The following is a 21,170-nucleotide window of genomic DNA, read 5'->3' as shown; positions in this document are numbered from 1 at the left end:
TCGTGCATTGGTGCGCAATACATTCCTTCATGTATTTTATGTAATGCCCATGTTTATATTTTTAAAGTAAGCTTTGGAGCGATGGTTTGCATCAAGATAGCAGAAATATGCTGGCTCCGGCGGCGCCTCGTATTTATAGTAATATGCAGGTAATAAGATTCCATAAGAGCTGCATGATTTTTTAAACGCGCAACTGAAGAAATTAGACCTCTTGCATTAAACGATATTGACATGTGTTGAAAAATTGGTATGGAGAAAGGAACAACAGTTGATAGAAGATAGGGATGATATGGAAAAATATACCAAAGACAATCACCTGTGTGCAATTTCGTCGCTTAACAGGTGTGAAACGAAGCACATTTGAGAAAATGTGTTTTGTCATTAAAACCGTAAAGGCACAAAGGCGCAAGCACCCCAATCGTGGCAGGGAAGCCAAACTGTCTATAGAAGATCAATTACTAATGATGCTGATGTATTACCGGGAGTACCGTAATAATATGTGTATGTTATTCAGGAATTACTTACGCAGAAAGTGGCTTGTATTAATTATTGATACAGGATAATAAAATGCCGCCAACCCTTTTTCAAATAAAAGAGGCTGTCCTGATTTTTAAAGACAGCCTCTTTTATAAATTTAAGCGGCTTTAAATACCAGCGCCTAATTTTTTAAACTCTTTTTTAATTGCCGCGAATTTTTCCCTGAATGCCTCATAGCGTTCTTTACATGCCTGGTGCTTAATATCATCTTTCACCTCCTGCAGGCTTATATCTTCTTTTTTTGACAAAGCCGCCAGCTTCATTTTTGTTATATGCATTTCATGCCGCAGCACATCCAGGTCTTTTCGCAACTCTGAAAAATGTTGTTCGTAAAGCCTTAGCCGCTCCTCAACGTCTTTATTGCTGCTGTATGTTTTAAGCCAATGCGCATAATCATTAAAAATGCGCAATACATTAATATCGGCGTTCATTTCAGCAATCCAAAGCCTGTATTTTAAATGCAGGTGCATAACTGAAGCCATCGTTAGATTCATTTAAAAGTTTTTTGTTGTAAACTTATGCTAAACCCGGGCTGTTTTAATTATTGGATTTACTTTAAATGCGCCCGCAGCATCCAGGCCATTTTCTCATGTTTTTCCATTAAGCCCGTTATAAAATCTGCCGTACCTGCATCCTGCAATTTATCATTGAAATAATTGATGTGCTCCCGCAAATGAATAATGATTGTGTCGTGATCATTCAACAGCGATTTTATAAACCCTTCAGAAGTATTTGGTTCCACTGTTTCTTCCGTTAAATGCGTCAATTCAACGTATTCATGCAGCGTTGCTGATGCATAATGACCGAGCATACGAATGCGTTCTGCCACATCATCAATCATATCCTGCAAAGCTTCATACTGGCTTTCAAAATACAGGTGCATACTGTGAAAATCGGGCCCTTCCACATTCCAGTGAGCGCCTCTTGTTTTTGCGTACAATACAAATTCATCAGCCAAAATAGAATTTAACGCATGTGATACAGATGTGAGATGGTCTTGCGTTATTCCGATTGATGGTTCCATAATGTTTTGTTTTTAATTTTTCAATATAACTAAGGTATAAAAAAGTATTTGCCAGCTACTCAAAACGCCAATAAATGTAATTTTAATTAACCGGCAAGGCTAAATCTTTTTCCATTGCTTTTAACTCCGGCTCCGGCTGCAAAAGCTTTAAACATTTATTACAATCTTCTGCATTGCCGGGGATAAGATTATATCGCGGAAAAGATGGCCATTCTCTGCAAACTATGAGCGTGCATCTTCTTCCAGCATTTTTGTCTATTGATAAACATAATAACCGGCGGTATAACCGTTATCCAAATATGCAGGAAACAGATGGAGCGATAGCGTGACGACGCCGGTTTAAAGTAAGCCTTTCGTTTTTCACGGTTACAGGATTGCCATAAAACAAAAAGAGCCCTCAACTTTTGGGCTCTTTTTTAATACGGTTAATAAAGCTTACCACCTGCTGTTGCTATTACTGTAAGACGACCTTCTGCTGTTGTTATTGCTTCTTGGTCTTTCTTCGCGGGGTTTTGCAACAGTTACGCTGATGGTTCTGCCATCAACAGATGCGCCATGCAATTCTGCAATTGCTTTTTCAGCGGCAGCGTCGTCGGACATTTCAACAAAACCAAAACCACGGCTGCGGCTTGTGAATTTGTCGGTAATAATTTTTGCTGAAGAAACTTCTCCGTATTCTTCAAAATACTCTCTTAAGTCTTCATCCTGTACGTTGAAGCTTAAGTTTGAAACATAAATGTTCATGCTTTTCTATAAAATTTAATTAACTAAAAACTGAGAAAATAATATTGTAAATACTGAAGGATAACTATTAGCAGAAAAATCTGTAGCAGAAAATCTTGTGCAATTACTAACTATAAACTCAAATACAGCGCAAAGATACATTTAAAAAACAAAGTATCCTGTAATAAATATTTTATTTATAATTCTTAACAATAAGATAGTTTAAGACTGCCCCTGCAATAACTGCAGCGTTTTTGAAACAGAATAACCCGATTGTTCAAATGCTTTTTGAAATATAACAGGACTTACATTATATTTCTTTGACCAGTAAGCCACTTCCTTGGAATGATTGAAGTTGGCTTGAATATTATTGCTGATCTTTTCTTTTGGCTGTGTCATTAAAGTTTTATTGATAATGGTTTCAAATTACGTGCCTTTTATTGATAAAATTATTTTTTTACCTGCAGGTATTGTTGTAAAGCTTTTACATACTCTTCAAATGCATTAATGCCTTTTGCTGTTATTTTACACGTAGTATTTGGGTAATTATCTTTAAACTCTTTTATTACTTCAATATAACCGGCTTCTTTTAACTTTTGAACCTGCACACTTAAATTACCGGCAGTTGAGTTTGTTTTTTCTTTTAGAAAAGTAAACTCAGCCTGCTTTACGCTTATCAGCAAACTCATTACTGCAAGCCGTAATTGTGAGTGTAATATCGGGTCTAAATCTTTAAACATTTTTCCTACCTGTTTTATATCATCAGCCATACAAATTCTCTTCTTTAGCTATGTTGCAGTTTTCTAAAATGCGCTCTTAAAATAAGGCCTGGTATAAGCCATACAATAATTGCTGTGGCAGCCATCAACAAATAAATATTTGCGTTTTGAACAAAGAAAGAAGCAATGGCAATTAACATACACATAAGCCCGCACACAACCTGGTACCTGAATTTTGCAAGCATGCCTGTGATAAAACAGGCAAACGCGGTAAGAAATAAAATTATAGTAATGATGATATAGCCTGCATTTACAAAGTTTCCGCAAAGCGCTGCAAACGTAGTAAGAAAATAACCCACCCACACATAATCAATTGCTTCATCTGTAAAAATTTTTGCCTTTTTCTTTTTTTCTTCTTTGTATTGAACCCAGCCTTGTATAAAGAACACCGGCGTTAAAAGAAACAGCGGATGAAATGGGAAACGAATTATTTGGCTTTCAAAAAGCGAGGCAAGCAAGCAACATATAAAAATGCTTACACCATAAATAATGCCGCCCAGGCCGCTTTCATAAAAATAGCCTTTGGCTTCGTGTATCATACGGTTGATAAGCTTAAAGCTTTCTTCGCCCGACAGTTGCTTTTCTTTCATAGCAAGCTTTTATTGTGATTTATATTTTGCACGCAAGCTATAACCGGGAATTATCCAGGCAACGATCATAGCAGCAGGAATGCACAAAAACTGGTAATCATAATTTTTTATAAAGGTTGACAGGATGCATAAAACCCAGCAGGCAATGCCGCCATATATTAATGGCCTGTACTTGATGATAATGCCGGTTAAAAATACCGGCATTCCATAAACGGCTAATAATATATGAATGATGTATTTGAAATATTCACCCGATGTTAAAATGCCTATGAAAAAACAAAGCAGCAGCATTACAATTGCATACGTTATCCACACATAACCTATAATAGCATCAGTGTAAGTAAACACCTTCTGATTTCTGTTTTTTTTCTTTGTATAAAAAATCTGGTAAATAAAAACAGGAATAGTTACAAGCCACACAATATAGTGATATGCATAATTAAATACATGCAGTAAAACAAACTGTATAATACTTAATATAAAAACCAGCCATCCCCAAAGCAGGTACATAAAACCATCTTCGGCATACTTATCTTTTGCACGGTTTATCATGCTTTCTATAAGCTGAAGGCTTTGCCGGGGAGAGAAATCGTTTTCATTCATATCTGTAAAGTTGATTGGTTTGATAAGTTGAACAATTGATTAAGTTGATACAGATAGCCTGCCAACTTAATCAGCAAATCAACTCACTGATACGTTGCCAGAACTTTTTCACTTTGCTCCAGGCTCCAGTGCGGATACAAGGGTTTTACCTGTTCTGCTTTGGCCAGATCAACAGCTTTTTGCACCAACGGTTTTGCAGCATCCTTGCCACCGCCAAACTGTTCCGGCGTACCATATACACTCATGGCCTGCAAATATGCAGCGCGCGGATTATTCGGGTTTAACTGCATGGCTTTTTGCAAATCAGCAGCAGCCTGCGCTCCATACGTCATATAACGGCTTTGCGGATCAATGATCATTTGCTGTGTAGCCGCCATGTTGCGAACCGTTAATATTTCTGATTTAGCTTCGTTATCTTTTGCCACAGCATCTGCTTTATCTGCTGCTGCATTAATGCGCGTGGCAAGCGCATCAACCGTTTTATCAAGCTCGTTAACCTTTGCAGCTACAACACCTTTGTCGTCGGGAAAATACATCCAGCCGGTACGTGCCAATGCAATGCCCTGCCAGTAATAAGGCAGCCATTGTGTTTTTTCTGCATCGCCAATGCGCTGAAATGCTGCAGCAATGTTTTCATAATCGGCAACCGTTTTTGCCGAGTCGAATTTATCAAGCTGCTGTTGCATTGCGTTGGCGTATTTATCGCTTTGCGCCTGTGCCGCAACTGTACATATAATAGCTACGGCCAATAATAATTGTTTCATGGTTATTTGTTTTTAATTTTTTATTGTTACTGTTTTTTTATTGTGTTCATTAATGTTCATATAAACGGTTTTGATTTTTATTTAATAGACGTGAGTTAGGGATAAGCTTAGATTGCTATTTCAACCTCATCCCAACCCTTCTCCTTTGGAGAAGGGCAAGAAAAAAACATGATTTTTTGCATGTTTTATGAGTTTTAGGGCGTCGGAAGTCCTCTCCTTTGGAGAGGATTTAGGTGAGGTCTATCTGCAAGCTTTAAACATATCGCTTATCCCGAACTCACGTTAATAGTGAAATAATACACCCATGCAATGAAGAATATTTGTTCAGGAACTCTAAACCACAAATAGCTTATGCCATTGCCTGAATGATCTGCTTTTTCAAGGTTTACTTTTTTTATTGCAGCATAAATATTAGCAGGTAAAATCAGCAAAAAGAATACGATTAATAAAATACCTGTTATTCTTAATGATGAAGAAACAAGCAAGCCTATAGCAGCCAACACCTCTATTACACCTGTTAATAAAACAATTTGCTTTTTGGCTGGAATGAACGGCGGCATCATCATGGCCATACCTCCGGGAAATTTAAAATGACCCATAGCTGTAAAGGAAAGCATGGCAGACATAGCGATTCTTCCGCTTAAGTTAATATCAGCATTACCGGCTAATGCAGTTATACCAAGGCATAATGCAAAAACTGCAAGGAGAACAATTAATGGTTTCATAACTTATACCCTCAATTCCGAAAGGAAAATTTTTTGTTTCATTTTAACTCCCGTTAGGCCTGGAGCTTTTTTATAAATTATTATCAATTGCATCCTGGCTGCGGTCTATGCCCCAACTTAAAAAACAGCCAATGAAATAACTGCGATTTGCCGGCGGCATTACCGCCTGCCTGTTCAGGCCGTTATAAGAATAATTATACCCGTATATCTGCTTCTGGCCAAGCACATTGGTCGCGCTTGCAAACAGCACAATAAATGTTTTTGCATTTTTCTTTCCCAGGCTTGGCAAATATTCAGCGCTAATGCCCATACTGTTGTAATTGGGCGTACGGCCATGATCGTTTATTACATATTTATATGCTGAACTATTGAACAGGAAATTATAAAAAGGCCTGCCTGTGGCAAACGTGTATGTGGCATTAAAGCCGGCTTTCCATTTTGTTACAAACCTTTTTACCACAAGCGAAACGGTATGATGTGCGGCAAACGTTGGTTCAAGCAATTCTGGATAATTCAAATAATCCCTTTTTGTATCAAGATAAGAATAACTTATCCAGTAATCAACGTTTTTAAAGGTTGTTTTATCACGCAGGAATAATTCTGCGCCTTTTGCAAAACCGGTCCCGCTGTTGTTATAGGTTGGAAAAGTTTTTACAAGATCATGATATTTTTTATAAAATGCTTCAACGCGAAATATCCTGTTGTTAGCTGTTTTCTGATAATTGATGATGTAATGTGTGGCTCTTGTGTAGCCAAGATTAGTGCTGTAAAAAAGTTCATTGTTCAATGGCTTTTGATAGAAGATGCCATAAGCCAGGGAAACCTGCCCGCCTTCTCCTGTTTTGTAGGCCATCGAAACACGCGGCGCGATATTAGCCTGCTTTATTATGGATGAATATTCATAACGACCACCTATTTTTAAAGCAAGGTCATTCGCAACGTAAATGTCTGTTTCCGCAAAAACTGCGGCATAATTATCTCTTAAAGTATTGATGTAATTACTGTCAATGTTGATGTATTGATTAGGGCTATATCCATACCAGTATTCCCCGCCAAATCGTATGGCGCTTAAACCACCCAACCGTTTTTCAAACACTTCTTTAATTTGAAAAAGGTCCTGCCTGCTTTTTAAATGAAAGTTCTTGCTTATCCACGGCTGGTAATTGAATGTTTTATCGTTGTTGGAAGAGTCCTGCACCTGTTGCTGAATGTCATCCCGGTTGGTACTGTACGATAAACCCATGTTCATCTTCCAGACATTGTTTAAAGATTGGCGCCAACTAAGGTTGTTGTACCAGTTATGGTTGATGATGTTATAGGCATCTTTATAAATTGTACTATCAATATCAGGCCTGCGCAAACCAAGGTGGTTGTAATTAAAGGTTGTATAATATTTAATGATGCCGCCGTTTGTTTTTATGCGAAAGTTAGCATCACCGGAATGAAATTCCGGCATATCAAAATAATCAGGCGTTTGCTTTACAATTTTAAAATACACCCAGGGGTTGGCATAGCTATAATCAGCGCCCCATGAAAAATTTTTCTTTTTTGAAAGATGCTGAATGCCCCCGCCAACAACTATCGGCGAAACTATCGCATTGCCGGCGGTGCTGTCGGGAAAATCAATTGATTCAAGAATAACAGCAGAAGATAAAGCCTGGCCGTATAAAGCAGAGTAACCACCTGTAGAAAACACGGTTCCTTTAAACAGGAAAGGAGAGAAGCGGCCACGTGTTGCAATATCGGGAACGCTGGTATAGTATGGATTGTTTACTAAAGTGCCGTCAATAAATTGCTGGGTTTCTTCGCCGGTGCCGCCGCGCACAAACAATCCTTGCTGGTTGCCGACTTGCTGCGCTCCCGGTAATGTTTTTAAAGCAGCCGTAATATCTGCATTGGAACCTGCTGTTGTGGCAATATCAATGGAGTTAAGCACGGTTGCAGCACGTTTATTGTCGCCAGCTTCGAAGGAACCGGCAGTTACCGTTACAGCTTTCAGTTCATTAAATTTTGGCTTTAGTGAAATATTCATAGTTAAAGGATCGCCGTTTAAATCAACAGGTGCCTCATAGTTTTCAAAATCGTTGCTGATAATGGTTATAACATGCGTGCCTGTTTCTGTTGTTATAAAAATAAAATTGCCGGATGAATCAGAAGTGGCGCCATCATAAGAATCTTTTACTGTAATGCTGGCTGCGATAACCGGCTTGCCCTTATTATCTTTCAGATGACCGGATATTTTTGTTTGCCCCCTTGCATTCATTTCCAAAAACATCAGCATTATAATAAAAATGTTTTTCATTGTTGCTGCGCTTTTAAGCTATTTCTTAAACAAACATAAAGTAGTTTGTAATATAAACCAAATTATATTTTAAAATCTGCCTTCCTTTCAGGGTAAATAGCGGTTTGAGGCAGTTAAACAGATACTTTTTTATTTAAGATTTAAATAAGCTGGTTTTCCATCGGGCCCCCCCCCTGATTATAAAATGCCAAAAGAACGCAGTAACATGGCCTCTCCATAAATTTATATGCATTTCCCCCGCTGTTTCTCATAAAAAAACTGCAGGTTAGTATTATATTTACGGGGAACGGTAAACTAACAGCTATGAAAAAAATATTTCTTTTCAGCCTTATGCTGATTACTTGCATTTGCAAAGCGCAAACCTTCCGGATAAGCGTTGCTGATTCATTAAAACAGCCTGTGCTTGATGGCCGTTTATTATTGCTGCTTTCAAAGAATGATAAAGCGGAGCCCCGCTTCCAGGTAAATGATGCTGCCTCAACCCAACTGGTTTTTGGTATTACTGTTGACCAATGGCAGCCGGGTGGCGATCAGCTTATTGATATGCATGCTTTTGGCTATCCCCTGGAACGATTAAGCGATGTGCCGGCAGGAGAATATTACGTGCAGGTTTTATTACATAAATATGAAACCTTTCACCTGCAAACAGGGCAAACCGTAAAGCTGCCGATGGACCGGGGTGAAGGCCAGCACTGGAACCTTGCTCCGGGCAATATTTATTCAACACCCGTGAAGATTTATTTCGATCCTAAAACCTCCAATGAAGTGCATTTGGTGATTAATAATATCATTCCGCCCATTAATGAACCGGAAGACACAAGATATGTAAAGCATATAAAAATCCAAAGCAAACTGTTAACTGAATTCTGGGGCAGGCCTATGTACCTTGGCGCACATATTCTGTTACCTGAAGGTTTTGATGAACATCCCAATGTGCATTACCCGCTTGCTATTTTTCATGGGCATTTTCCTGAAGATATCAGCGATTTCCGCACTGTTCCACCGGATGAAAATTTAAAGCCTGATACCAGCGCACGTTTTCGCATTTCAGGTTATAATAAAATTGTCCAGGAAGAAGATTATAAGTTTTACAAATTGTGGACAGGCAAGCATTTTCCACGTGTTTTGGTGGTTGAAATACAACATGCCAATCCTTATTATGATGATTCGTATGCTGTAAATTCAGCCAATCTTGGCCCTTATGGCGATGCTATTACATACGAGCTCATTCCTGAAATTGAAAAACGTTTTCGCGGCATTGGCAAAGGCTGGGCAAGGTTTATGTATGGCGGTTCTACAGGCGGCTGGGAAGTGCTGGCAGCACAGGTTTTTTATCCTGATGAATACAACGGTTGCTATGCTGCCTGTCCCGACCCGATTGATTTTCATCATTACACGACCATTGATATTTACAACAACCGGAACGCTTATTATGTTGAAAGTGATTTTAAGCAAACACCAAGGCCCGGCATGCGGGATTATCTTGGGCACGTAAGCGCAACCATTCAGCAAATGAACCAGCGTGAACTGGCACTTGGCACCAACAGTCGCAGTGGCGACCAGTTTGATATTTGGGAAGCTGTTTTTTCACCCATGGGCGAAGATGGTTATCCGAAAAGAATTTTTGATAAATACACAGGCGCCATTGATTCATCGGTTGCTGCTTACTGGAAAGAGCATTATGATCTTACACAGATTATTCAAAGAGACTGGCCTAAGATTGGCAATAAATTAAAAGGCAAAATCCATATTTATGTTGGCGATATGGATACCTATTATCTAAACAACGCTGTGTATGCTGCCGAAGACATGCTGAAGCAAATGCAGCATCCCTCCTGTAGTTGTGAAGTAGATTATGGCGACCGCGCCGAACACTGCTGGAATGGCGATCATACGCAACCTAACTACCTCAGCCGGTTGCATTATAACCAGATGTTTATTACCAGATGGGCAGAAGAGGTTAAAACAAGAGCGCCCAGAGACGCGGATTTAACATCATGGCGGTATTAACCTTATGCTTCTTAATCCATCTTTTTAAATAGTTTTTACAGCAATTACAGGCTATTGTTATCGTGGTGTTATAAACATCATCCGGACTAATCCTTTTACAATATACTGCATCTTACTACATAAAAAGAATGTAAAAACAATCAATATGAAAAAGATAACAATTATAATTCTGTCATGCATACTTACTACAGGTGCAGCTTCTGCGCAAAAGGGCGTTGCAAGGCCGGCGCCGCGGGTAATTTATTATTCCACGCCTTATTATTACAGCCCATTCTGGAACCCCTATTTTTACGGAGGTTTTGGTTATAACTGGTATGGCAGGCCCGGTTATTACAATCATTCTACCAAGATGCAAAAGCAGATACAGGATATTGAAAATGACTATAAAGACCGTATTGAATCTGTAAGATCTGATGATAGTTTAAGCGGAAAAGAAAGAAGGCAAAAAATTCGTGCGCTAAAACATGACCGGGATAAGGAAATTGCGGATTTTAAAAAGAATTATTACAAAAAGTTTGAAAATTAGCCAATAGTTTAAGGTAAAGAATTTTAATAAAAAGCGGCTTGAAGCATTGCATTATCAAGCCGCTTTTTAAATAAATGAAACCGAGCATGATAATTTTCTCACACAAGGGGAATGTACATAGCGAGGTTCCATGAGACCATTGAAAAATCAAACTTGTACGAATGAAAATTAACGCTGTTTAATTTTTTTCACCTTCCAGCCATTTAATAAGCTCATCACGGGTTTTGCCCGTTTTCTGCTGAATACGGCCCCATAGCTCATCATCTTTTCCATCTTCGCGTTTCAAATCATCATCATTAAGATCAGCAAAGGCCTGCTTTAATTTCCCTTTCCATTCATTCCATAAACCTTTAATTTCAAGTTTATCCATAAAAAAAGTTTTTGGGTGAATAATACAAACTTAATTACCATAACTATACCAAAGCAATCTATTGGGCGCATTTCAAATTTTCGCCTCATACGCGGCATTTCGGTCGGTGTCTCACCGACCGGTAGCGGATTCTACAGGTGGGTGTCACCATCATAGCCGTCAACTTAAGCCCGAAGGGCTCAAACCCTACCTGCCGGCAGGCAGGGTTTGAATAGCCGTGAGTGAAACTCGCGGTAAAAATGTCGAAATTTTTGTTGAACCCTTGCAGGTTTCAATATCAAAACTTTTCATTTGTCCACCGGTTGCACCGATGGCTATTCAAATTAAACCCCATTCGGGTATTTTATAGCTCATATTTCTTAAGTTGACGGCTATGGTGTCACCATCCACCGGCGAAAATTATATATACACCTATTTTAATGATTTCATTTTCAATGTGGTGTATACTGCTTTTGTTGCGCCGCGGAGCAGGGTGAATTTGAAATACACCCAATCTATACGTATGACTTGAGAAGATAAAATAAGTTCTAATTTATCGTTGCGGCATGTATAAATTGAAACCGTTAAAAATAGCCGCTTTGTAAAATTAACCGGAGAACCTGAAAGACGCTTAACTTTGATGTGATGGGAATCTGGAGACAAATACAGGAGTACCTGTTTATAAGGAAGCGTGATCCCAATGCACCTAAGAATACTTATATTAAGATGATGCACGGCATGAACAGGATTTCATTGCTGTTATTTCTGATTTGTCTTATAATTATGTTGGTAAAATTCATTTTTATTCCTTTATTCCGCTAAACCTGCGGTTCATTTTTTTTATGCTTGGACATTGAAAAATTGATTGGCAGCCAAATCAGAATATGCTAATTTCAATTGGTTGTGTCCCTTCCGCTTAATTCATATGGCTTACGACGCTTTAAAAAAACATAATTTTTATAGCACTCCTCAATATAATATCCCAGCTCAAGATCGTTCATTAGCTGCAAGTCTTCATAAGATGGCCGGTAGAAGTTCATAAAACGATCCAGCTCTGTGCTGTCAAGTTTGGTTAGTTTTTTTACAAGCGCTTTTGAGTAACGATGATCTATGTATTTATCCTGCTCATCCTGTACCAATCTTTGTTGAAAAGACAACATTTGTCTATTTCGCCTGAAGCGGAACGCATTAATGATTTCATCCAGGTCCAGCGCGGCTGTCACGCTGCCGGGAACATAAGATTGAGCGCTTGGTGTACTTTGCGAAAAACGGATGCTTGGCTTGCGGTAATTAAAAGCTTTTGCATAAGTTTCCCTGTTGGTAACCGAATCAAAACGGTAATCTTTTGTTTCCACTTTTACTTCGGGCAGCCATTTTACATCAACTAATAATGCTATATCGAAATTTTGCGGGTGTGTGATGGTATCTGCCGGATATTTTTGAGTTTGTTTATTTAAGTAACTAAACCAGATAGAATCGCTTTTTCCAACATAAATTGAATAACGGCCAAGGGAATCGCTTATTACATGCCTGCCTTGCGCCGTTTGCACCGTTACCGCCGTTAGGGGCACCTTGCTGTAATAGTCTGAAACAGTGCCGCTTATAACAACCTGGCTTTGACCGGCAATTGTTAGCAATAATAAAAGACAAGTAAAATAAAGTGTTGGTTTCAATCAATTATGTTGAGGTGTAATATTACAATGAGAATAAAAAAGAATAGCAAAATCAAAAGTTAAAGCTGGCTTACCTGCCCATATAAACCATCAATATTTGCACATCGCTTGGATTTACGCCTGATATGCGGCTTGCCTGCCCAAGTGTTCTGGGCTTTATTTTTTTGAATTTTTGCAAAGCCTCGGCGCTCAGGGCAGATAGCTTATCGTAATTAAAGCTTTCAGGAATTAAAGAGTTTTCCATAGTTGCCATGCGTTGTGCCAATTCCTGCTCCTTTTCAATATAACGTTCATATTTAACCTGTATCTCCGCCTGTTCAACAGCTTCCTGTGAGAATGATTGCAGCTTTTCCTTCAGCGAAGGAATTTCATGTATCATTTCTGATAGTTTAACATCCGGCCGGAGCAACAGCCGGATCGCTTTCTGCTTTTCATCTGTTGGAGCAGAATTAATCTTTTGAAGATAAATGTTTGCTTCAGCAGGCTGCAATGAAAAAGATTGAAGAACAGATTTAATTTCTGTTACGCCCCTCTGTTTAGCCAGCACCAATTCCATTCTTTCCTGGCCGGCCAATCCCAACCTGAAACTCTTTTCTGTTAAACGCAGGTCGGCGTTATCCTGGCGCAGAAGTGTTCTAAACTCGGCCCGGCTGGTAAACATACGGTAGGGCTCTTCTGTTCCCTTGCTGATAAGGTCATCAATCAAAACGCCAATATACGCTTCGTCCCTGTTTAATATAAGAGGCTCATTTTCAATAACTTTTTGATGAGCATTTATGCCGGCCATTAATCCCTGACCGGCGGCTTCTTCGTAACCGGTAGTGCCGTTTATCTGGCCGGCAAAGAAAAGATTGTCAATAATTTTTGTTTCAAGCGAATGTTTTAACTGGGTTGGCGGGAAATAGTCATATTCTATTGCATATCCGGGCCTGAACATTTTGGCCTTCTCAAACCCTGGCATTTTACGAATGGCTTCATATTGAATATCTTCCGGCAAAGAGGTGGAAAATCCGTTTACATAAACCTCCACCGTATTGAATCCTTCCGGTTCTACAAATATTTGGTGCCGGTCACGTTCGGCAAAGCGGTTTATTTTGTCCTCAATGCTTGGGCAGTACCGCGGGCCGGCGCCTTCTATGCGGCCGCAAAACATCGGGCTCCGGTCAAACCCCTTTTTTAAAGTTTCATGAACCTCGGTATTGGTGTAGGTTATATGGCAAGGCAATTGTTCTGAAGCTTTTATTGTAGCAACGGGCAGAAAAGAAAAACCGGTTATTTCCCTATCACCCTGCTGAACTTCCATTGTTTCATAATTAAGGCTCCTGCCATCAATACGCGGCGGCGTTCCTGTTTTAAGCCTGTCGCTTTCAAAACCAAGTTTCACCAATTGTTCTGTTATGCCTGTAGCTTTCTTTTCCGATATTCTCCCACCGCTAAAATTCTTTTCTCCTATATGAATAATGCCGTTTAGAAAGGTTCCGCTGGTTATTACTACGGTTTTAGATGAAATATGATGCCCCAAACCCGTAATTACCCCGTTTACCCTGTTATCTTTTATAAGAAGCCCATTTACAGTATCTTGGTAGAAATCCACATTTTTTGTTTGTTCAAGCATGGTTCGCCAGGTTAAGGCAAAAAGCATCCGGTCGCTCTGCGCCCTCGGGCTCCACATGGCAGGCCCTTTGCTCTTGTTCAGCATCCTGAACTGAACCAGGCTTTTATCGGTAACAATGCCGCTATATCCGCCTAAAGCGTCAATCTCCCGAACAATCTGGCCTTTGGCAATACCACCCATAGCAGGATTACAGCTCATTTGAGCAATAGTTTGCATATTCATAGTAATCAGCAGCACCTTACTGCCCATGTTGGCGGCAGCTGCAGCAGCTTCACAACCGGCATGCCCGGCGCCAATAACAATTACGTCATATTCTGGAAACATCTTACAAAGATAGATGCAGCATTTTTCACGTGGAACATTTTAGGAGAGCCTTTAATTTTCTAATAGCAAGAGTTTAACCTTATTGGGAGCAAGCAAAATCTTCAACCAAAAATGTATTTCCGTTTTTGTATTTAGCTATCGAAATGCCGGTATTAACAAAAGAAGAATTCAGTAAGGCCTTCCGGTGACCAAGATTGTCAACATTTATGTCGAGGTACAGCATAATAAGCATAAATAGCGGGTCTGTATCCCCACCGCCATAGCTTATATTCTCCCCACCGCAATTTTTAAACCCGAATTTTTTGAATCGGTCAACAAAGCTTTCTCCGTTCGTAGAATTATGAGAAGGATTAGCATTTGAAACGGTGATATCTCTTGCATGGAATTCAGACATCCTAACCAATACAGGGTTCAATTGCAAAAGCGTTAATGAAGGGCTTCCTTTTAAATCATTTTCAAGCGAATTCAGATTACTGCCCCTTAACTGAGGATATATTTTCACTATAGGCATTATTGCATTTTCAAAAAACGAACGGGGATTTTTACGGCTATAATTTACCCAATATAAAAATTCTTTCTCCAGCCGGGACAAGCTGCTATAGCCTGGTTGGTTTTCATTCCATTGCAGTATAGTCTGGTCATTCATTTGGGGTTTTGGAATTTCGGTTTGCGGAAACATCAGGGTTTTCTGGCTTTTACAGGAAAGTGCAGCCAATAAAAGAAAAATGCTAAGAATTTGCTTCACGTGAAACATTAAACTGATTTAGATAAAGATTTTCCTTTCCCCGCATTTGTTCTTTTTGAATCTTAGTTTTATCCTTATATCCGCAAAGATGCAATGCGCCGTGAATCATAACTCGTAAAAGCTCATTTTGGTATTCTGCTTCAAAGGTTTTAGCATTCTCTTTAATTCTTTCAACGCTTAAATATATTTCGCCCAATATGGGTTCTCCTTCTTTGGAAAAAGGGAAAGTTATTACGTCTGTTAAGGTATCATGGTTTAAGTATTGCCTGTTTATTTCCAGAAGATAGTTATCTGAGCAAAAAATATAGTTAAGTCGCGCCAAATTTGCACCTTCATGCCTGAACAAAGAAAGCAATACGGCTTTTACCCGGGCTCTGTTTTTTATATTGGCAGCCTTATCTGCCCCATAGAAGTATATTTTATTCATTTTGTTTCAGATTTCGTAAAGCTAATTAAGCAAACAGCCAATAGTTTTGTAAATATTTTTGAATTATGAAGTTATCTGATTTACGCCTGGGCCAAAAAGCCAGTATTGTTGATTTTTCAAAAAGTGAAATATCAATCAAGCTTATGGAAATGGGCCTGATACCGGGCGAAGTTATTTATATTGAAAAATTTGCCCCTTTTGGAGGCCCTATCTCTATTGCTGTTGCCGGCTACAGCCTTAGTCTTCGTTTAAACGAAGCGGAGCATATTTCCGTTGAAGTTTTATAAAAGAAACAAACCTGTTAATGAACATTGGCCTTTTATTCGGTTCCTTTAATCCAATTCATACCGGCCATTTAATTATTGCCAGCACCGTTTTAAATACTTTGCCGTTATCTAAAATATGGTTTGTTGTTTCACCCCAAAACCCCTTAAAAGAAAATAAAGCATTATTGGATGCAGAAAAGCGTTTACTGCTTGTAGAGCGTGCAATAGAAAAAGATCCCAGGTTTTTGGTTTCCAATGCAGAGTTTAATTTACCCCTTCCTTCCTACACAATAGATACCCTTTCTCATTTTGAGCAACAATATGCCGAATATTCATTTTATGTCCTTATAGGTTCAGATAGTTTTTTGCAATTGAACCAGTGGAAAAACGGCAACCTGCTTCTAAAAAAACAGATTATTGTATATGAACGCCCGGGTTATGCAATATCCGAATCTGCACTATCTCCAAATATCATTTTGGTTAAATCCCCATTGCTGAATATTTCAGCTACGGCTATCCGCTCTTTAATAAAAGAAGGAAAAAGTATAAAATATCTTGTTCCTGAAAATGTTTTGCAATTAATCGAGAGGTTCTATAAATGATAATAATTTACGGCAATACCTATTAAAAGGCAAAAAAGCGGGATGAACTGGGGGCGTATCCTGGTAAATGCAAGTAAACAAAATGTACCAACAATAACCGTAATATTTGCAAAGGGAATAACCGAACCCACCGTAATGTCCACAGAAATATCTTTCATTAAAAAAATAGTCGAGCCCGTCATAATACCAACCACGGCGGCGTTAATGCCCTCAAGCGACCGGTAAATAACCGCATACTTTTTAAGGTTTTGCCATACAGGAAAGAAAAATAAAACAAGCAAAAAGCTTGGCAGAAAAAGTGCAATAGAACCAATAGCACAGCCAAGCAACTGCATCTGAATACCTCCCCTTTTCAGGGCAGAGCCGCCCATATAAGCACCTATGGAAAATACCGGTCCTGGTATAGCCCGCACCATCCCGGAGCCAGTTAAAAAATCGTCTTTATCTATCCGCAGCGCACCAGGATTTTTTTCTTCCATTCTCTCCGTTGATGGACGGGTAACGTATTGCTGGTACATCATAGGTATCAACACATCACCGCCGCCAAACACTAAGCTTCCAAAACGATAGAAGTTTTCAAACAGATTATAAGGCCCGCGGTTTGGCCAGTTGTCTTTACGCGCCGTTTCGCTCACATATCCGGCCAAAGCTAAAACTGCCAGGAAAATAAGGATGTTCGCCCAATTTATTTTTTTGGGCGGAATACCCTTTTGCAGAATACGTTTGCTGCTGAAATTTGTGGCAATGCCACCCGCAACAATTAAGGCAGGAAACGACCAGGGCGTTTTAAAAAGAAAGAAGCTTATTGCTGATGCAACTATTGCAATTACAATGGTAATAGTATTGTTAACCGCAACTTTTGCCATTTTATAAGCCGAATAAGCAATAAAGCCAACCGACATAGGCTGTATGAATTTAAAAATACCTGCCACCCTTTCTTTGTCTCCTATATACTCTACCAGAAATGACAGGGCTCCCATAATAATACTCGCCGGCGTTATCCAGATCAACAAGGTGAGGGCGGCAAGCGGCACACCTCCCCGCTTATACCCAATCAGGGTAAGCGTTTGGGTGGAAGAGGCACCGGGCAGCATCTGGCAGAAAGCATTGTATTCAAGCAGTTCCTGTTCTGTAATATCGTGGCGGCGGTTAACAAAGTTTTTTATCATCATTCCAAAATGTCCCTGGGGACCGCCAAAAGCCCCTATGCTGTGAAACAATACCGCTTTGAGGAACCTGATATGCCGGTAAACTGTCAATGGTAATTATTTAACTATTTGATTTTTAATTGTTTAGTTGACATAAATCCTTTCACAATCACGATAACGAAAAATTGTAGTTGGAAAGAACTATACCGGTAAAAATTTATTTTTTTAACCCTATTTCTTTTAAACGTTCGTCAAGATATTCACCAGCGGTAATATCCTGATATGTTTTTGGATGCACAGCATCAATACATTCATCCAGGCAGGCAAGGCTCATGTTGCTTCGCGGGTGTAAAAAGAAAGGCATGGAAAACCTGCTTGTATGCCATAATTCCTTCGGCGGGTTTACAACGCGGTGCGTTGTGCTTTTTAGTTTATTGTTGGTTAAGCGTTGCAGCATGTCGCCCACATTCACCACAATCTGTTCGGGCAGCGATGTTACACCAACCCATTCCCCTTGCTTTGTAAGAATCTGCAGGCCATCAGCGGATGCGCCTACAAGCAGGGTTATAAGGTTAATATCTTCATGTTGCTCAGAACGGATGGCAGATTCAGGTTCCTGTGTTATTGGCGGATAATGGATGCAACGCAAAATGGAATTACCGTCTTTAATATACTCATCAAAATAATATTCAGGCAAATGCAGGTATAAAGCAATGGCGCTTAGCAATGCTGAACCGCTTTCTTCAAAATGGCGGTAAACATTGTACAGGATTGATTTAAAGGCTGGTAATTCTTTTACATAAATATTTTCGGGATATGCTTCGCTTACAAACTCCCTATTTTCAACCGTTTGCCCAAACTGGAAAAACTCTTTCAAATCGGGCGCCTCACTGCCTTTTGCATGCTCCTTTCCAAAACTGGTATATCCACGCTGACCCGCAAGCCCTTCAATCTCATACGCTTTTTTCTTTTGAAGCGGAAGCGAGAAAAAACGCTGCACTTCATTATACAACTCTTTAATAAGCGCATCGGGAATGCCATGATTTTTTACAGATACAAAACCCATTGTTTCGTAAGCCTTTCCAAGCGCATTTACAAACGCCAGTTTTTTCTCTGTATCGCCGCTTAAAAAATCTGCCAGGTTAACTACAGGAATTGTTTCCATTATAGCAAGTTTGATGGAGTGGCAAAATACAAAACCTTATGAAGTTTTTGCATGCCCAAAATCAAAAATCATTTATACTTTAAAAAAAGAACCCCGCTGAAATCAGCAAGGGTTCCGTTTAGTCCCAACCTTAACCGAGTTTATAAAGAAAGCCTTTCAAAAAAAGCAGATGTTATATCTGTGATGTTCACTGAAGCTTTCACTTTTTTAACTTCTTCCACTTTAGCTTCAATTTTTTTTGCCGGGGAATCTATCGTTTCGCCGGGTTGCCTGTAATGATACCTGGCAGAATCGGGTGGTACAGGCGGCGCCGGCGGCTCAACATTATCATTGTTGTTGTCTTCTTCATTTGGGTGGGCGCGTTCCAGTCCTTCAGCAGTCATTACATATTCCACATCATGATCCCAGTTATAACCCTCATCATCATTTCTCCAATACCAGTCATCCACATCTCCGCCAAGCTCTATATGTACATCATTTCCCCAACCCACGCCATTGGTTACAATTATTCTTTTTCCTACCGGCACATATACGGTTACATACACTGACTGATTACGGAATTTCTCATTCTTTGTAATAGGAATACCACGGTCAAAAAATAAAGTTGAATCCTGCTGATTTATATTAAGGGTTATTTTATCGGCCCTGTTTTGCGCCAGTTGTTTGCTTGAACCATAAGCCAGCTTAAGCATTTTAACCTGGAAGCTATCATTTCCCGATTTTAAAATACGGAGGTGAATATTTCTGACGAAGGCCGTGTCTTCATCCAAAGAAGCAAATGGCTCAAAGTGAAAGAAACTGCTGTTGAAATAATACCGGTAATTTTTGGCATATTTAACTTCCAACTTATTAACCCCGGCATTTGAAATAGCAACTGGCTCTTCCGTGGGTGTATTGTGATAAGAAAAATCATTTCGTAATGATGCAAGCAGCCCGATGAAACAAATCCAGCCCAGTATCCACATGGCAGAAAACCCAAAACGCATCACATTGCTGTTGCTCTTTGTTTTGGATATCTTTCTTATTATCCAGGTTATAATGCCGATTACCGGGACCCAGATAAAGAAAATATAAGCGCCCCATACCAGAACGCTCTGCCATCCTTCATCTATAATATATGGCTTAAAAGGAAGCAACCCTGTTACTGCAATACCAACGGCGAATAAAGCCCCGATAATGCTAAGCAAAACGATTGCCAGAATGAAGTAAACGACTATCTTAACAATTAAACCTATGATGTTACCCAGTGTGCTGCCGCTTTTACGAACCGTTGTTCCCGCCTCGGCAGAAAACTGCCTGCCACGCTTTCCTATTTCATTTCCTACCTTTACGGCCTTGTCGCCCACTTCTTTTCCAAACTCCCGGGCACGTTCGCCAAAACCTTCCATGTCTTTTTGAATGGTGTTCTTTATACTGTTCAAATCTACTTTTTCGCCTTTCATTTCAAGCTTGTCTGAAGTGCTCACGGCTTCAGGAATTATCAGCCAGAGAATAATATATATCAATACTGCGCCCGGGCTAAAAGACAGGTTAATAAAGTTTGGAAAATTGAATGCGCCCCAGTGATTCCAGTTTGTAACAAAAGATAAAAAAGGAACGATAAATAACAATCTTGGGATCCATACGCTTACCCCAAAATAGGAGGCAAGCCCGCCACAAACGCCGCCAATTATTTTATTATCGGGGTCGCGAAAAAGGCGCTTGCGGTAAGAACCAATTTTTTCAGAGGCAGAACTGGGTATGGCCACCCATAATATTAAATACACAATAAAACCAAAGCCAAAGCCCATGGTGAAAATGATGAACAGGATACGCACCACCAGCTTATCTATCCCGAAATAATTGGCAAGCCCGGCGCAAACGCCACCAATAAACTTATTGTTCTCATCCCGGTAAAATCTTTCCGGGCGGATAGAACCCTGCGGCTGACTACTTTCATTTGAAGTGAACGTTTTTTCTTCAGCACCTTCGGCCTTACTTCCATGGAAATCAGCATCCTGCGCTTCAAAATCTTCAGGGCGGCCAATACTGTGCATGATGGTATCTACATCCGCATCAGTGATGCAAGGCTGGCCTTTTTTTAACAGTTCACTGAATAATTCGCCTATACGGCCTTCTATATCATTTATTATTTCATCCCGGCCCTCCTCATTTGCAAAGAACTGCCTCAGGCTTTCTATATATCGCTTAAGCATTTCATAGGCTGTCTCCTCAATGGGGATTACCCGGCCCTGAAAATTTATATTGATTACCTTTTTCATTTTACTTTTTAG

The 21,170-nt window shown here is 39.7% G+C and carries 23 protein-coding genes and 1 pseudogene; 6 read left to right on the top strand and 18 right to left on the bottom strand.

Going from position 1 to position 21,170, the window contains the following annotated elements:
* Positions 1 to 284: 284 nt before the first annotated feature.
* A pseudogene (locus QM629_RS10270) lies at positions 285 to 491 on the top strand (hypothetical protein); the annotation flags it as partial.
* A 153-nt stretch (positions 492 to 644) separates the two neighbouring features.
* On the opposite strand, the gene QM629_RS10265 reads toward QM629_RS10270, so the two are convergent.
* The 10 genes from QM629_RS10265 to QM629_RS10220 form a co-directional block, all read right to left on the bottom strand.
* Complete coding sequence (locus tag QM629_RS10265) at positions 645 to 1,031, bottom strand: hypothetical protein (RefSeq protein WP_415159775.1); 387 nt, start codon at positions 1,029 to 1,031, stop codon at positions 645 to 647.
* Positions 1,032 to 1,087: 56 nt separating this feature from the next.
* A complete protein-coding gene (locus tag QM629_RS10260; protein ID WP_415159774.1) occupies positions 1,088 to 1,561 on the bottom strand; it encodes a Dps family protein in 474 nt (157 codons plus the stop codon).
* A gap of 435 nt (positions 1,562 to 1,996) precedes the next feature.
* Positions 1,997 to 2,305, bottom strand: a complete 309-nt coding sequence (locus tag QM629_RS10255) for an RNA recognition motif domain-containing protein (protein WP_415159773.1) — start codon at positions 2,303 to 2,305, stop codon at positions 1,997 to 1,999.
* Positions 2,306 to 2,506: 201 nt separating this feature from the next.
* Positions 2,507 to 2,683, bottom strand: a complete 177-nt coding sequence (locus tag QM629_RS10250; protein WP_415159772.1) for a hypothetical protein — start codon at positions 2,681 to 2,683, stop codon at positions 2,507 to 2,509.
* 50 nt (positions 2,684 to 2,733) lie between these two features.
* Positions 2,734 to 3,054 (bottom strand): winged helix-turn-helix domain-containing protein, encoded by a 321-nt coding sequence (locus QM629_RS10245; protein WP_415159771.1) that lies wholly within the window; start codon positions 3,052 to 3,054, stop codon positions 2,734 to 2,736.
* Positions 3,055 to 3,068: 14 nt separating this feature from the next.
* Positions 3,069 to 3,653: a hypothetical protein gene (locus tag QM629_RS10240; RefSeq protein ID WP_415159770.1), complete on the bottom strand. Its 585-nt coding sequence runs from the start codon at positions 3,651 to 3,653 to the stop codon at positions 3,069 to 3,071.
* Between the two features lie 9 nt (positions 3,654 to 3,662).
* Entirely contained in the window at positions 3,663 to 4,256 is a 594-nt protein-coding gene (locus QM629_RS10235) for a hypothetical protein (RefSeq protein WP_415159769.1), read from the bottom strand.
* 83 nt (positions 4,257 to 4,339) lie between these two features.
* Positions 4,340 to 5,020, bottom strand: a complete 681-nt coding sequence (locus QM629_RS10230; protein WP_415159768.1) for a hypothetical protein — start codon at positions 5,018 to 5,020, stop codon at positions 4,340 to 4,342.
* A gap of 266 nt (positions 5,021 to 5,286) precedes the next feature.
* The gene (locus QM629_RS10225; RefSeq protein ID WP_415159767.1) at positions 5,287 to 5,745 is read right to left on the bottom strand and encodes a hypothetical protein; all 459 of its coding nucleotides are present in this window, start codon (positions 5,743 to 5,745) and stop codon (positions 5,287 to 5,289) included.
* Between the two features lie 70 nt (positions 5,746 to 5,815).
* Complete coding sequence (locus tag QM629_RS10220; RefSeq protein WP_415159766.1) at positions 5,816 to 8,047, bottom strand: TonB-dependent receptor domain-containing protein; 2,232 nt, start codon at positions 8,045 to 8,047, stop codon at positions 5,816 to 5,818.
* A gap of 303 nt (positions 8,048 to 8,350) precedes the next feature.
* On the opposite strand from QM629_RS10220, the gene QM629_RS10215 reads away from it, so the two are divergent.
* Together QM629_RS10215 and QM629_RS10210 are read left to right on the top strand one after the other, a co-directional pair.
* On the top strand, positions 8,351 to 10,057 hold the full coding sequence (locus tag QM629_RS10215; protein WP_415159765.1) for a hypothetical protein: 1,707 nt from the start codon (positions 8,351 to 8,353) through the stop codon (positions 10,055 to 10,057).
* Between the two features lie 145 nt (positions 10,058 to 10,202).
* The gene (locus QM629_RS10210; RefSeq protein ID WP_415159764.1) at positions 10,203 to 10,583 is read left to right on the top strand and encodes a hypothetical protein; all 381 of its coding nucleotides are present in this window, start codon (positions 10,203 to 10,205) and stop codon (positions 10,581 to 10,583) included.
* 178 nt (positions 10,584 to 10,761) lie between these two features.
* On the opposite strand, the gene QM629_RS10205 is transcribed toward QM629_RS10210, so the two are convergent.
* Positions 10,762 to 10,953 carry a CsbD family protein gene (locus QM629_RS10205; RefSeq protein ID WP_415159763.1) on the bottom strand — a complete coding sequence of 64 codons (192 nt, stop codon included), beginning with the start codon at positions 10,951 to 10,953 and terminating at the stop codon, positions 10,762 to 10,764.
* Positions 10,954 to 11,577: 624 nt separating this feature from the next.
* Here QM629_RS10205 and QM629_RS10200 point away from each other — a divergent pair.
* Complete coding sequence (locus QM629_RS10200) at positions 11,578 to 11,754, top strand: DUF6728 family protein (protein ID WP_415159762.1); 177 nt, start codon at positions 11,578 to 11,580, stop codon at positions 11,752 to 11,754.
* Positions 11,755 to 11,825: 71 nt separating this feature from the next.
* Here QM629_RS10200 and QM629_RS10195 read toward each other — a convergent pair whose 3' ends face one another.
* The 4 genes from QM629_RS10195 to ybeY all read right to left on the bottom strand — a co-directional run bounded on the left by QM629_RS10195 (position 11,826) and on the right by ybeY (position 15,716).
* A complete protein-coding gene (locus tag QM629_RS10195) occupies positions 11,826 to 12,605 on the bottom strand; it encodes a hypothetical protein (RefSeq protein ID WP_415159761.1) in 780 nt (259 codons plus the stop codon).
* A gap of 70 nt (positions 12,606 to 12,675) precedes the next feature.
* The gene (gene mnmG, locus QM629_RS10190) at positions 12,676 to 14,544 is read right to left on the bottom strand and encodes a tRNA uridine-5-carboxymethylaminomethyl(34) synthesis enzyme MnmG (protein WP_415159760.1); all 1,869 of its coding nucleotides are present in this window, start codon (positions 14,542 to 14,544) and stop codon (positions 12,676 to 12,678) included.
* A 79-nt stretch (positions 14,545 to 14,623) separates the two neighbouring features.
* On the bottom strand, positions 14,624 to 15,289 hold the full coding sequence (locus tag QM629_RS10185) for a CAP domain-containing protein (protein ID WP_415159759.1): 666 nt from the start codon (positions 15,287 to 15,289) through the stop codon (positions 14,624 to 14,626).
* Positions 15,273 to 15,716: an rRNA maturation RNase YbeY gene (ybeY, locus tag QM629_RS10180; RefSeq protein ID WP_415159758.1), complete on the bottom strand. Its 444-nt coding sequence runs from the start codon at positions 15,714 to 15,716 to the stop codon at positions 15,273 to 15,275. The genes QM629_RS10185 and ybeY overlap by 17 nt, the downstream gene beginning before the upstream one ends.
* A 65-nt stretch (positions 15,717 to 15,781) precedes the next feature.
* Between ybeY and QM629_RS10175 the strand changes: the two genes are divergently transcribed.
* Together QM629_RS10175 and nadD are read left to right on the top strand one after the other, a co-directional pair.
* Positions 15,782 to 16,003: a FeoA family protein gene (locus QM629_RS10175; protein WP_415159757.1), complete on the top strand. Its 222-nt coding sequence runs from the start codon at positions 15,782 to 15,784 to the stop codon at positions 16,001 to 16,003.
* Positions 16,004 to 16,020: 17 nt separating this feature from the next.
* Positions 16,021 to 16,584 carry a nicotinate (nicotinamide) nucleotide adenylyltransferase gene (nadD, locus tag QM629_RS10170; protein ID WP_415159756.1) on the top strand — a complete coding sequence of 188 codons (564 nt, stop codon included), beginning with the start codon at positions 16,021 to 16,023 and terminating at the stop codon, positions 16,582 to 16,584.
* On the opposite strand, the gene chrA is transcribed toward nadD, so the two are convergent.
* The 3 genes from chrA to QM629_RS10155 form a co-directional block, all read right to left on the bottom strand.
* Entirely contained in the window at positions 16,575 to 17,843 is a 1,269-nt protein-coding gene (gene chrA, locus QM629_RS10165) for a chromate efflux transporter (protein ID WP_415159755.1), read from the bottom strand. The genes nadD and chrA overlap by 10 nt on opposite strands.
* A 106-nt stretch (positions 17,844 to 17,949) precedes the next feature.
* Positions 17,950 to 18,897 (bottom strand): isopenicillin N synthase family dioxygenase, encoded by a 948-nt coding sequence (locus tag QM629_RS10160; RefSeq protein ID WP_415159754.1) that lies wholly within the window; start codon positions 18,895 to 18,897, stop codon positions 17,950 to 17,952.
* A gap of 140 nt (positions 18,898 to 19,037) precedes the next feature.
* A complete protein-coding gene (locus tag QM629_RS10155; protein WP_415159753.1) occupies positions 19,038 to 21,158 on the bottom strand; it encodes a PspC domain-containing protein in 2,121 nt (706 codons plus the stop codon).
* Between the last annotated feature and the right edge of the window lie 12 nt (positions 21,159 to 21,170).

This window comes from Parafilimonas sp., from assembly GCF_047606085.1.
GTDB lineage: Bacteria > Bacteroidota > Bacteroidia > Chitinophagales > Chitinophagaceae > Parafilimonas.
Note: the sequence above shows the minus strand (reverse complement) of the source record. Positions and strands in the feature narration are given on the sequence as shown.

Bases quoted from the DNA above. Each gene is read 5' to 3' on its own strand.
- QM629_RS10240 (WP_415159770.1), bottom strand. From the start codon at position 3,653: ATGAAAGAAAAGCAACTGTCGGGCGAAGAAAGCTTTAAGCTTATCAAC.
- QM629_RS10160 (WP_415159754.1), bottom strand. From the start codon at position 18,897: ATGGAAACAATTCCTGTAGTTAACCTGGCAGATTTTTTAAGCGGCGAT.
- QM629_RS10225 (WP_415159767.1), bottom strand. From the start codon at position 5,745: ATGAAACCATTAATTGTTCTCCTTGCAGTTTTTGCATTATGCCTTGGT.
- QM629_RS10200 (WP_415159762.1), top strand. From the start codon at position 11,578: ATGGGAATCTGGAGACAAATACAGGAGTACCTGTTTATAAGGAAGCGT.
- QM629_RS10230 (WP_415159768.1), bottom strand. From the start codon at position 5,020: ATGAAACAATTATTATTGGCCGTAGCTATTATATGTACAGTTGCGGCA.
- QM629_RS10215 (WP_415159765.1), top strand. From the start codon at position 8,351: ATGAAAAAAATATTTCTTTTCAGCCTTATGCTGATTACTTGCATTTGC.
- QM629_RS10235 (WP_415159769.1), bottom strand. From the start codon at position 4,256: ATGAATGAAAACGATTTCTCTCCCCGGCAAAGCCTTCAGCTTATAGAA.
- QM629_RS10265 (WP_415159775.1), bottom strand. From the start codon at position 1,031: ATGAATCTAACGATGGCTTCAGTTATGCACCTGCATTTAAAATACAGG.
- ybeY (WP_415159758.1), bottom strand. From the start codon at position 15,716: ATGAATAAAATATACTTCTATGGGGCAGATAAGGCTGCCAATATAAAA.
- QM629_RS10220 (WP_415159766.1), bottom strand. From the start codon at position 8,047: ATGAAAAACATTTTTATTATAATGCTGATGTTTTTGGAAATGAATGCA.
- QM629_RS10250 (WP_415159772.1), bottom strand. From the start codon at position 2,683: ATGACACAGCCAAAAGAAAAGATCAGCAATAATATTCAAGCCAACTTC.
- QM629_RS10155 (WP_415159753.1), bottom strand. From the start codon at position 21,158: ATGAAAAAGGTAATCAATATAAATTTTCAGGGCCGGGTAATCCCCATT.
- QM629_RS10260 (WP_415159774.1), bottom strand. From the start codon at position 1,561: ATGGAACCATCAATCGGAATAACGCAAGACCATCTCACATCTGTATCA.
- mnmG (WP_415159760.1), bottom strand. From the start codon at position 14,544: ATGTTTCCAGAATATGACGTAATTGTTATTGGCGCCGGGCATGCCGGT.
- QM629_RS10205 (WP_415159763.1), bottom strand. From the start codon at position 10,953: ATGGATAAACTTGAAATTAAAGGTTTATGGAATGAATGGAAAGGGAAA.
- QM629_RS10245 (WP_415159771.1), bottom strand. From the start codon at position 3,054: ATGGCTGATGATATAAAACAGGTAGGAAAAATGTTTAAAGATTTAGAC.
- QM629_RS10175 (WP_415159757.1), top strand. From the start codon at position 15,782: ATGAAGTTATCTGATTTACGCCTGGGCCAAAAAGCCAGTATTGTTGAT.
- QM629_RS10255 (WP_415159773.1), bottom strand. From the start codon at position 2,305: ATGAACATTTATGTTTCAAACTTAAGCTTCAACGTACAGGATGAAGAC.
- QM629_RS10210 (WP_415159764.1), top strand. From the start codon at position 10,203: ATGAAAAAGATAACAATTATAATTCTGTCATGCATACTTACTACAGGT.
- nadD (WP_415159756.1), top strand. From the start codon at position 16,021: ATGAACATTGGCCTTTTATTCGGTTCCTTTAATCCAATTCATACCGGC.